Consider the following 444-nt stretch of genomic DNA (forward strand, 5'->3'; position numbering starts at 1 on the left):
GCATTTAGTGGATTAAAATATTGAAATCTGAAATAGTTTGAACCTTTTTGTAAAGAATTTAAATATTCATTTCCACTAAAGTTTTGCTTTTTAAATAAACTATAGATGTCACTATCGGTAATTTCTCCATTTTCAGTATCTAAATTTCTAACTTGATTAATTAAAAATGGATTATATTTGTATGCACCACTTGCTAAGCTTCTAAATCTATCTAATAAAGAATTTTCTTCAGAATCTTTACTTTGCTCATCTTTATTAAAATTCTGAGAATTGCTTCTATGATTTATAACTGATCCTGATCTATTCCAAATAAATTGATTTCTATCATAATTAGGCGTTTGATGATTAGATTGTGAGTAATTTAAATCATCTTTGGCATTAGAGTTTCTTTTTAATGGGGCACCACCATTGCTACTATTTTCATTATCCTCATTACCTTTATTA

1 protein-coding gene is annotated in these 444 nt (G+C 26.4%); it reads right to left on the reverse strand.

The annotated features are described in order from the left end of the window. On the reverse strand, positions 1-444 hold a 444-nt coding region (locus HZY83_RS07795), incomplete at both ends, for an SdrH family protein (protein ID WP_218925375.1).

It is taken from the genome of Gemella sp. GH3, assembly GCF_013415425.1.
Classification (GTDB): domain Bacteria; phylum Bacillota; class Bacilli; order Staphylococcales; family Gemellaceae; genus Gemelliphila.